The sequence below is a fragment of the Lactobacillus sp. UMNPBX4 genome, assembly GCF_002554115.1.
In the GTDB taxonomy this organism is placed as follows: Bacteria; Bacillota; Bacilli; order Lactobacillales; family Lactobacillaceae; genus Lactobacillus; species Lactobacillus gallinarum.
The window spans coordinates 1-8,772 of record NZ_PCZF01000059.1; the positions used below are offsets into that span (position 1 = coordinate 1).

The following is an 8,772-nucleotide window of genomic DNA, read 5'->3' on the forward strand; positions in this document are numbered from 1 at the left end:
ACCCGTGGTCTAGACTTTCACTAGACTAGATGAAATGTCATGCCCGACACACAAGAAAAAGCATCAAGCTGGTACATAGCAGCTTGATGCTTAATCCAATTATTAAATTATAGTTGACTTCTATCAACACGATTTGACAGAGAGCCAAAGAAAAAAGCTGTCTATTAAGACAGCTTAAATATAATCGGGAAAACGCGATTTGAACGCGCGACCTCTACGTCCCGAACGTAGCGCTCTACCAAACTGAGCTATTTCCCGAAAAAAAGACTCACCATTCGGTGAGCCTTCTATCTTGGAGCGGAAGACGGGATTCGAACCCGCGACCCCCACCATGGCAAGGTGATGTTCTACCACTGAACTACTTCCGCACAACAGTTATTATTATAGCAAATGCATTTTTCATTGCAAGGTATTTTGCCAAAAAAAGACAAATTTATTTTAGGCACAAAAAAAGCTCACTTCCGTGAGCTTTTATCTTGGAGCGGAAGACGGGATTCGAACCCGCGACCCCCACCATGGCAAGGTGATGTTCTACCACTGAACTACTTCCGCACAACAGTTATTATTATAGCAAATGCATTTTTCATTGCAAGGTATTTTGCCAAAAAAAGACAAATTTATTTTAGGCACAAAAAAAGCTCACTTCCGTGAGCTTTTATCTTGGAGCGGAAGACGGGATTCGAACCCGCGACCCCCACCATGGCAAGGTGATGTTCTACCACTGAACTACTTCCGCGATACAAAAAGTATTATAGCAAAGATTATTCTCTTTGCAAATACTTTTTGAAAAAATATTACTTATCTGTTTTTAACTAAGTTAATTTTAGTTATTGTACCGAATTAAAAAAATTGCTACAATATCTTCAATTTAATTAAAGGAGATTTCACATGAGATTACGTACTATTGCTTTCTAAATCAAAATCTTAATATTAGGAAGCGAGAAAAACATGCCAAAATTTAATATCAGAGAATATCAACCAAACGATTATGCTGAAGTATGCCGCATTCACGACGTTAGTCGTAAAGAAGAGCTAACAATTGGTGGTGCGGAAAAATACTTCATACCTTTAGAGACAGCTCCATATAAGGATGATTTTTTCTCCTGCAAAATTTATGTAGCTTATGATGCTGACAGCATATTGGGCTTCGTTGCAGTTCATCCCCAAGAACTGGATTACATTTACGTAGATCCAATTCATCAAAATAAAGGTATCGGGTATGCTTTAGCAACGACAGCTTTGAGGTACATGAGTCGACCAGTTAGTCTTGACGTATTTGCAGAAAATACTAAGGCCAAAAAGCTTTACAAAAAATTAGGCTTTAAGTGTCAAGAAGTTAGATATCAGCAATGGGATTTAAATGATCCTAAAAAATACTCTGATGAAAAAATGATTCTCAATTAAAAAATACATAAACAAAAACTCTTATCCATGCTTAAAACATAGATAAGAGTTTTTTAATTTATAATACTATTTGTTTTCTTTATTCTTCTTTTCCATATCAGCCTTAACTTCAGCTTCTACGCTTTCAACACGTTCTGGACGCATTGTTGGGAACAAAAGAACATCACGAATAGCTGGAGCATCAGTTAAAAGCATTACCAAACGGTCAATACCGATACCCAAACCACCTGTAGGTGGCATACCGTATTCCATAGCACGAAGGTAATCTTCATCGATCATATCAGCTTCGTCGTTACCTGCTTCACGTTCTTCCATTTGAGCTTCGAAACGTTCACGTTGATCATCAGGATCATTCAATTCTGAGAAGGCGTTACCGTATTCTTCACCCATGATGTAAATTTCAAAACGATCAGTAAATCTTGGATCGTCAGCATTCTTCTTAGCAAGTGGTGAGATTTCTACTGGGTGACCGTAAACGAAGGTTGGGTCAACAATAGTTTCTTCACAGTACTTTTCAAAGAAGGCGTTAATAATGTGACCAACTTTCCAGAACTTTTCAACGTGGATGTCGTGGTCTTCCGCAATCTTAGTTGCTTCTTCAAGAGTCATTGGCTTCCAGAAGTCAACGCCAGTCTTTTCCTTGATCAAGTCAACCATGTGAACACGGCGGAATGGCTTGCCCAAATCAATGTCAGTACCTTGGTAAGTGATCTTACCGTCATCTGAAACAACCTTAGCTGCAGCACGGATAATACCTTCAGCTTCATCCATAACATCGTGGTAGTCCCAGTATGCTGCGTAACTTTCAAGTTCAGTAAATTCTGGGTTGTGGTGAGTGTCCAAACCTTCGTTTCTGAATACACGGCCGATTTCGTAAACACGTTCCATATCACCAACAATCAAACGCTTAAGTGGAAGTTCCAAAGCAATTCTCATGTAAAGGTTAATATCCAAAGCGTTGTGGTGAGTAATAAATGGACGAGCTTCAGCACCACCAGGAATGTTGTGAAGTACTGGAGTTTCAACTTCTAAGAATTTTTGCTTGTTTAAGTAATCACGAATAGCTTGAATGATTTGAGTACGGTGAACAAAGCGCATGTAGCTGTCACGGTTAGTGATCAAATCAAGGTAACGTTGACGATAAATTGCTTCAACATCCTTTAAGCCGTGGTACTTATCTGGCAAAGGACGAAGAGCCTTTGATAAGAAGGTTACGTGAGTAGCACGAATAGTCAACTCACCAGTATCAGTCTTCATAACTTCCCCATCAATACCCAAGAAGTCACCAATATCTGATTTCTTAAAGAACTTGTAGTTGTCTTCGCCTACGATATCCTTACGTACATAAATTTGAATCTTACCAGTACGGTCGTAAAGGTCTGCGAAACCTACCTTACCCTTACCACGCTTTGCAAGCATACGACCTGCAATCTTGGTCTTAGGCATATCATCGTTTAATTCGTCTTTATCTTCTTTACCATACTTTTCTTCCAAAGTACTTGCTAAATCTTGACGATCAAACTTTCTTTGACCGAATGGTTCAATTCCGTTTTCACGCATTTCGTCCATCTTTTGACGACGAACACGTAATTGGTCATTCATTTCGTTCTTTGCCAATTTATTTTTCCTCCATTATTTGTTCATTGCCGCGCGTCTTGCAGCACGAGCTTTTTCTCTTTTTTCATACTCATCAACAAAATTGTCGAGTAAGTCATATACTTCTTGACGCGTCCAGACCTCATTTATTTTAGCACGAGTACGGGCTGAACGGGGAATTCCCTTTAAATAGTATGCAGCCTGTTGACGAAATTCTGGTACTGCTCGCTTTTCACCATGAATTTTAACTAACGCATGAAGTTGATGCTTAGCAGTTTCTACCTTCTCACGCACTGTTTGTGGTGGTAATTTTTCACCAGTCTCTAGATAATGCGTCATATCCTTTAAAATCCAAGGATTACCTAAAGCAGCACGTCCTACCATCACAGCAGTACAACCAATTTCATCTAAAGCCTTCTTGGCAAGCTCGGGAGTTCTAATGTCACCGTTAGCTACAAACGGCACATCAAGCACTTGAGCTACATCGTGCAAAATCTCCCAATCTGCTTCACCTTGGTACATTTGCTTACGGGTGCGACCATGCATTGCGATCATGCTAGCACCTGCTTCTTGAGCAGCCAAAGCATTTTCTACCGCGAACACGTGCTTTTTATCCCAACCTGTTCTCATTTTAACAGAAACAGGTTTCTGCACATTTTGCACCACGGCATGGACCATTTGATAAATTTTATTAGAATCAAGCAGCCATTTTGAACCAGCATCGGTTTTAGTTACTTTAGGCACAGGACAACCCATATTAATATCAATAATGTCAGCATCAGTATGTTGATCAATGTATTGAGCAGCTTGAAGTAATGTTTCTTCAGTTCCCCCAAAGATCTGAATACTCATTGGGTGCTCTCGTGGATCTACATCCATCATGCTTAAGGTCTTTTTGTTTCGATAAATAATTCCATGATCAGAAATCATTTCGCAAACAACCAGCCCAGCTCCGAATTCCTTACATACAACGCGGAACGCCGAATTTGAAACTCCCGCCATCGGCGCAACAACAACTCGGTTAGGAATGGTGATATCGCGAATTTTCCAGCTGTTATCCACCAAATCATCCTTTCAAAATACCTTATTATAATATCAAAAAAGCCCCGCAGGACAAAACCCTAGGACTTTTTATTTAATTAATAATCTTTTTCTTCATTTTTCTTGGCTAAAATAGCCTTTAATTCATCTTCAGTGTAATGATACTTATTTCCGCAGAAATTGCAAGTAAGTTCTGCACCATGATCTTCATTAATCATGGCCTTTAATTGTGAACTCTTCAAAGTTTCAAGAATACCTGCATATTTTTCTTTAGAACAGTTACAGCTAAATGCTACATCATCTTTTTCAAGAATCTTACAGTCAGTGCCTAAGATCTTACGTGCTAAATCTTCTGGTGTCATTCCATCTAAAAATGCAGTAGAAAGAGCTGGCAAAGCTTTAATTCTCTTAATTGTTTCAGTAATCAAAGCATCACTGGCACCTGGTAAAGCTTGAAGCATAAATCCGCCAGCTTCGCCGATAGAATTATTTGGATTAACAAAAACAGATAAACCAACTGCTGACGGAATTTGTTCTGACTTCGTCAAATAATATGCAAAATCTTCTGCAATTTCACCAGAAACAATCGGAACTTGACCAGTATATGGTTCTTTTAAGCCTAAATCTTTGGTAACTTCAAGCATACCTTGACCAACAGCTCTTTTTACATCAATATGGCCATTCTTCTTTGGTGGCAAAGCAATATGTGGATTGCGTACGTAACCCTTCACCTTTAAATCGGCAGTAGCTGTAACAATAGTTGGACCTACAGGGCCGTTGCCCATCAATCTAACTGTCAATTCTTCTTTATCAGTTAATTCGGCGCCTGCTAACAAAAGCGTACCAACCAGTGTACGACCAAGAACAGCAGAAGAAGCAGACCATAAATCATGACGCTTTTGTGCTTCACCAACAACATCTTTAGCGGTAATTGTCAGTAAACGTAAATTTTTAGTTTTATCGATTGATTTTACTAAATAATCACTCATATTTATTCCTTCTCTCTAAAAAAATAGAGCCCGTTACAGGCCCCATTTTTATCTAATTATCTTTGTGCTCTTCATCTGCAGAAGTATCTTTAGTTGAGTTATCTGAATTTTCAGTTTTTTCTGGATTTTCAGGATTATTTTCTTCAACTTCATGATTCTTTTCTGATGGAGTTTCCAAAGCAGATTTTTCTTGTTCAGCTAATGCTTGATCTGAATCTTTCTTTTCTGCTTTTTCAACTTCACGCTTTTCTGCAGCAGCCTTAGCTTCTTCATAAGTTGAAGCCTTGGATTCACTTGGATATTCACTTTCGTATTTTTCAGGCATCTTACCAGTCTTGTATAAAGACATGATTTGCTTTTCGTCTAAAGTTTCGTACTTAAGCAAGGCTTCAGCGATAATTCTATGCTTTTCCTTGTTTTCCTTAACAATCTCAAGTGCTTTAGCGTGAGCTTCATCCAAGATCTTCTTAACGGCTTCGTCAATTTTAGCTGAAGTAGCTTCACTGTATGGCTTAAAGCCGTATGGATTGGTTTCGCCCTCTTTTTCAAGTTCAACCATACCCAATGATTCAGTCATCCCGTAATTTACTACCATGCTGTGAGCAATAGCAGTAGCTTGTTCAAAGTCGTTAGAAGCACCAGTTGACTTATCACCAATAGTTGCTTCTTCACCAGCACGACCACCCATTAAACCAACAATTTGTTCAAATAATTGTTTCTTAGTCAAAATGAACTGGTCATCTTTAGGCAACATGATGTTGTAACCACCGGCACGACCACGTGGCACAATAGTTACCTTACGAACTGTTCTTGAATCACTTAAGACCAAACCACAGATTGAGTGTCCTGCTTCGTGGAAAGCAACACGGCGTCTTTCTGGTTCTGCAATTAAACGATCCTTCTTAGCTGGACCTGCAATGACACGGTCTTCAGCTTCATCAATATCTGATGCAGTAATTTCAGTACCATTTCTACGTGCAGCAACCAAAGCAGCTTCGTTCAAGACATTAGCCAAATCTGCACCAACGAACCCAGGAGTTTGACGAGCAACTTCCTTCAAGTCTACATCTGGAGCAAGTGGCTTGTTTTTAGCATGAACCTTCAAAATAGCTTCACGGCCACGTACGTCTGGACGACCAACTAAAACCTTACGGTCAAAACGACCTGGACGAAGTAAAGCTGGATCCAACACATCTGAACGGTTAGTAGCGGCAATGACGATAACACCTTCATCGCCTTCAAAACCATCCATTTCAACCAATAATTGGTTCAAAGTTTGTTCACGTTCATCGTTGCCACCGCCGGTGCCATTGCCACGACGACGACCGATGGCATCAATTTCATCAATAAAGATAATACTTGGTGCATTCTTCTTGGCATTATTGAACAAGTCACGTACACGACTTGCACCAACACCAACAAACATTTCAACAAAGTCAGAACCTGAAATTGAGTAAAATGGCACGTTAGCTTCACCAGCTACGGCACGTGCAAGCAAGGTTTTACCAGTACCAGGAGGACCCTCAAGTAAAACACCAGATGGGATTCTAGCACCTAACTTAGTATATTTTGATGGATCCTTTAAAAATTCAACAACTTCTACTAATTCTTGTTTTTCTTCTTCTTCACCGGCTACGTCAGAGAAACGAACCTTATTCTTAGAAGGATCTTCTGGCTTGACGTGTGAACGACCGAAATTCATAATTCCGCCGCTGCCGCCACGGCCAGCACCACCTTGATTCATCATCATCCAAAGCATGACAATAAACAAAACGGTTGGCACAAGCATGACAATGGTTGAAATCCAATTGCCAGACTGTGATTCTCCTTGAGTCGTCATCCGAGCGTTACTCTTTTGTGCCAAGTTTTGCACATTAGAAACGGTAGAATCATTTTGTAACATAGTAGTAGAGAAGCGTGATACTTTTCTACTTGAGTTATTACTAAAGAAATCAAAACTATTATTTGATTGATTCTTTGTTGTTTGTGCAGTCTTGTAACTACCTGAAACAGTATATACACCGTTTGCAGGTTGAACACTAAAGTTTTTAACTTTGCCTTGACGCAAATCTTTAACAAATTGTGAATAGCTAATATTTTCTGAGCTACCACTATTGTTAGAGCCGCCGAGTGCCCAGTTGATTCCCCATAGGAGCAAAAGGAACACAACTATATAGAATAGGCCGTTTGATAACAGCCGATTCCGGTTATTCTTCATAAAAAACCTCCGCAAAGTCTCTAAGTTATACGTTTAAAATTTTATCACAAAATAAGATGCTACCACTAATATTTTCAACTATTTTGAAGACTTTTTAAGAATTATATAGAAAATAATGTTTGCCATTTTTGATCCAATTTTGGTTTTGATAAATTTTCTCCACAAAAATTGGTTCGTTTTCTGCATAAATGGCTAAGCAAAATGGTCGTAAAGCTAGTGGAATCGCATTTTCTGCAAACTTCTTTTTTGCTTTAACATGATGTCCATTTTGCAGCAGAAGTTTACTCCCCGCCGTTAATTCTCCCACACTAAAAGCAGTATTTGGCTTAAACCAAAAATCACCAATCAGCTTTATACCGGCTTTTCTTTCAGTATATAACACCATTTTTCTATTTTTAAACACAAATGGCTGATTTAAACTAATTACCTGTTTTTTAACTTCGGAAATATTTTGCTTTTTATACAAATAAAAGTAATTTTGATATTCAATGACTGCGAAATTACCCAAATTTTCATTAACCCGTCTATGATATTTTTGCCAAATCATTCTCTGCCAGAAAAAGGTTCTTTCTTTAGTCGTCAATCGCTTTAATTTTTCACTCTTAATGCGATACGCAACATTTAGAAAACGTTCCAATTGACCGACTGCAATATTTTTTTCATCAACATAATCGATCAATTCATCCATTTTTTGACTAAAAAAAAGTGCATTCTTGATCAAAGCAGGATTTTCTTTTTTGAGTAATGGCACCACATGATGGCGCAAGCGATTACGCATCGTTTCATCGGCCTGATTAGTTGAATCAGTTATAAAATCAATTCGATGAGCTTGATTATATTGCAATAACTCGTCCTTGCTGTATCCCAACAATGGTCGCAACAATTTTACACCATGCATTTCACCCACTCTTTGCAGGCTATTCATCTCTTCGGGATTACCTGAGCGAATAAATTTAAGCAAGATATTTTCCAGCAAATCGTCCCCGTGATGGGCAGTTAACAAATAATCAGCCTTATTTTCTTTAGCTATTTGTGTTAAAAAAGCATAGCGCGCATGTCTTGCTGCAGCCTCTATTCCCACTTGCGGTTGTTCTTCTTTAGGCCATTTTGCAATAAATAATGGCACATTTTTTTCATCACAGTATTTTTTTAGAAGCTCGCTTTCTTCCTCACTGTCTTCTCTTAATTGATGATTAAAATGTGCAGCAATTAATTGAAAATTCTTTTTGGCTTGCAAGTTTTTAAGCATATCAAGAAGAGCCATCGAATCAGGGCCTCCACTTGCGGCCACTAATAATGTTTTACTTTCTAAATCTATTCCATTTTTTCTAAAGAAATCTACTACTTTCATAAATCTCCCTAACTAAAAAAATGACCCATTACGGGTCATTTTTAATTTTTACGTAAATTGCAATAATAAATTGAACACTTAAGCTGCTTGATAGATATGATCCAATTCTCTTTCAAAGATTTCATCTGGTGTATGATATGCCAATATTTTTCTTGGTAGCGAATTGCACCAGG

6 protein-coding genes and 4 tRNA genes are annotated in these 8,772 nt (G+C 38.5%); 1 reads left to right on the forward strand and 9 read right to left on the reverse strand.

All coding sequences use genetic code 11. From position 1 onward, the window contains the following. Positions 1 to 184: 184 nt before the first annotated feature. From CP355_RS08830 to CP355_RS08845, 4 genes are all read right to left on the reverse strand, one after another. Positions 185 to 258: transfer RNA gene (locus CP355_RS08830), tRNA-Pro, on the reverse strand. Positions 259 to 293: 35 nt separating this feature from the next. Next, a tRNA-Gly gene (locus tag CP355_RS08835) sits at positions 294 to 368 on the reverse strand. 109 nt (positions 369 to 477) lie between these two features. Further along, positions 478 to 552: transfer RNA gene (locus CP355_RS08840), tRNA-Gly, on the reverse strand. A gap of 109 nt (positions 553 to 661) precedes the next feature. After that, positions 662 to 736 (reverse strand) — tRNA-Gly (locus CP355_RS08845). 212 nt (positions 737 to 948) lie between these two features. Between CP355_RS08845 and CP355_RS08850 the strand changes: the two genes are divergently transcribed. Next, positions 949 to 1,404, forward strand: coding sequence for a GNAT family N-acetyltransferase (locus tag CP355_RS08850; protein WP_005721185.1), 456 nt, complete (start codon positions 949 to 951; stop codon positions 1,402 to 1,404). Between the two features lie 66 nt (positions 1,405 to 1,470). Here CP355_RS08850 and lysS read toward each other — a convergent pair whose 3' ends face one another. The 5 genes from lysS to tilS all read right to left on the reverse strand — a co-directional run bounded on the left by lysS (position 1,471) and on the right by tilS (position 8,599). Continuing rightward, positions 1,471 to 3,021, reverse strand: a complete 1,551-nt coding sequence (gene lysS / locus CP355_RS08855; RefSeq protein WP_098044355.1) for a lysine--tRNA ligase — start codon at positions 3,019 to 3,021, stop codon at positions 1,471 to 1,473. Between the two features lie 15 nt (positions 3,022 to 3,036). Beyond that, on the reverse strand, positions 3,037 to 4,062 hold the full coding sequence (gene dusB, locus CP355_RS08860; protein ID WP_025005275.1) for a tRNA dihydrouridine synthase DusB: 1,026 nt from the start codon (positions 4,060 to 4,062) through the stop codon (positions 3,037 to 3,039). Between the two features lie 77 nt (positions 4,063 to 4,139). Next, the gene (gene hslO, locus CP355_RS08865; RefSeq protein ID WP_098044356.1) at positions 4,140 to 5,030 is read right to left on the reverse strand and encodes an Hsp33 family molecular chaperone HslO; all 891 of its coding nucleotides are present in this window, start codon (positions 5,028 to 5,030) and stop codon (positions 4,140 to 4,142) included. 52 nt (positions 5,031 to 5,082) lie between these two features. Beyond that, positions 5,083 to 7,248 carry an ATP-dependent zinc metalloprotease FtsH gene (ftsH, locus tag CP355_RS08870; RefSeq protein WP_087363224.1) on the reverse strand — a complete coding sequence of 722 codons (2,166 nt, stop codon included), beginning with the start codon at positions 7,246 to 7,248 and terminating at the stop codon, positions 5,083 to 5,085. 94 nt (positions 7,249 to 7,342) lie between these two features. Then, complete coding sequence (gene tilS / locus CP355_RS08875; RefSeq protein ID WP_098044357.1) at positions 7,343 to 8,599, reverse strand: tRNA lysidine(34) synthetase TilS; 1,257 nt, start codon at positions 8,597 to 8,599, stop codon at positions 7,343 to 7,345. Positions 8,600 to 8,772: the final 173 nt, after the last annotated feature.